The 1684-nt window shown below is 65.4% G+C and carries 2 protein-coding genes; both read left to right on the top strand.

The features are described 5' to 3' along the window. The first annotated feature begins 259 nt into the window (after positions 1 to 259). Complete coding sequence (locus QZY07_RS13985) at positions 260 to 574, top strand: hypothetical protein (RefSeq protein WP_295403813.1); 315 nt, start codon at positions 260 to 262, stop codon at positions 572 to 574. Between the two features lie 303 nt (positions 575 to 877). After that, positions 878 to 1684: recombination-associated protein RdgC (locus QZY07_RS13980; protein WP_295403810.1), on the top strand; the 807-nt coding region annotated here is incomplete at its 3' end.

Raw genomic sequence — 1684 nt, 5'->3', positions numbered from 1 at the left:
TCTGACGGCCCGTCTGGCGCGCGAGCAGGCGCAGGTCGCCGATCTGCGGGGCTTGCTCGGGGAGCGCGACGAACAGATGCGCCGCCTGACCAATCTGTTGGAGCGCGAACAGGCCGCGCGCGACGCGGAGCGTTCGCGAGGTTCGTGAGCCGCGTCGGTTGCCGCTGGCGTCAGAAGCGTATAATAAGAGACGTTTTACGTTAAATGCTTGTTGTGTGCTATTCTCGGGCACCAATGGATCGATAGAGGCATCAGACACATGGACTTTCTCGGTTGGATCGCTATCCTCTGGATCGCCATCCTGTCTTGGTGGAATCAGCAGCGCCCGCCGTTGCGCGAGTGCATCGCCGCACCCAACGCCACGTCATCGCCAAGCGACGTGTGCCATTTCCTGATCAACCTCGACACCCTCGCGCAAGCGGGCTTTCACCGCGTTCAGCGTCCGCGTCCGGCTCGGCACCGTGGGACGTTTTGGGACGATGACGATGGCTTCGAGTACAACTCGTCGACCGGATACTTGATGTCTGGCGGGATCGATGCGGCGGGCAATCCAGATGGCCTGTTCGGCGACTAACGGCGCGCGCGTCGAACGATGCCACGTCTCTCTCTCAATCACGTTTATTCCAAAGATTCCTGGACCGTTTTTTCGACGACATGGTCCTTCGATGTTCGACTCCACCACGCAAGCGCCTGTTGGACGAATCGCCATGGCGCGTGGCCGAGGCGCACCGCCCCGAACCGGCTCCGCGATGACGCGGGGGCCTCGGACGCCTTGGCGTCGGCCTGCGCGAAACAAAAGCGCTTCGCCGCCTTCAAAACCGCCGTCGCTTGACGCCTGGTCGCTCATCCCTCCTACCGCCACCCAGAGGATCTGCCCTTGTTCAAAAACGCCCGTCTCTTCCGCTTGGAAACCCCCGGCGACCTCACGGCCAGCGCCCTGGAAGCGGCCCTCGCCGAGCGCCGGTTTCGTCCTTGCGGACCGCTCGAAACCGCCACCCTGGGCTGGGCCTCGCCCTTGGGTGAGGAAACCGCCGCGCTGGTGCATGGCGTCGGCGACTGCCTGCTGCTCTGCGCCCGCCAGCAACAGCGCCTGCTCCCGTCCGCCGCCATTGCCGAGGCGCTTGACGAACGGATCGAGGAACTGGAACACGGCGAAAACCGCGACGTGGGCCGTGCCGAGCGGCGGCGGCTGCGCGAGCAACTCGTCACCGAATTGCTGCCGCGCGCCCTGACCTGCTCGCGGCGCATTCGGCTCTATCTGGACACCCAGGCCGGCTGGATGGTGGTGGACTCGTCCAGCGAGAAACAGGCCGAGGACATCGTGTCGCTGCTGCGCAAAACGCTGGGAAGCCTGCCTGCCACGCGCCCCGATCCGAGCAAGACGCCGGCGACGGTGATGACGAGTTGGCTGCTGGAGGGCACTGCGCCGCCCGATTTCGTCGCGGGCGAGACCTGCGAGTTGCGCGCGAGCGACGATTCCGGCCGCGTCGTGCGGTGCAGCGGCCACGATCTCGCCAGCGAGGAAATCCTCAATCATCTGCGTGCCGGCGATCGGGTGACGAAACTGGCGCTGGAATGGGACGAACGGCTGAGTTTCGTGCTGGCCGAGGATCTGTCGCTCACGCGCTTGCGCGTCGCCGACGCGCTGCAGGAGGAGATGGGCGACACCGACCTGGAGCCAGCG

The organism is uncultured Thiocystis sp. (assembly GCF_903866365.1).
Lineage (GTDB): Bacteria > Pseudomonadota > Gammaproteobacteria > Chromatiales > Chromatiaceae > Chromatium.
The sequence above is the reverse complement of the archived record's forward strand: the minus strand, read 5'-3'. Positions and strand labels throughout refer to the sequence as shown.

Excerpts from the sequence above, each read along its gene's own strand:
- QZY07_RS13985 (WP_295403813.1), top strand. The coding sequence starts at position 260 with ATGGACTTTCTCGGTTGGATCGCTATCCTCTGGATCGCCATCCTGTCT.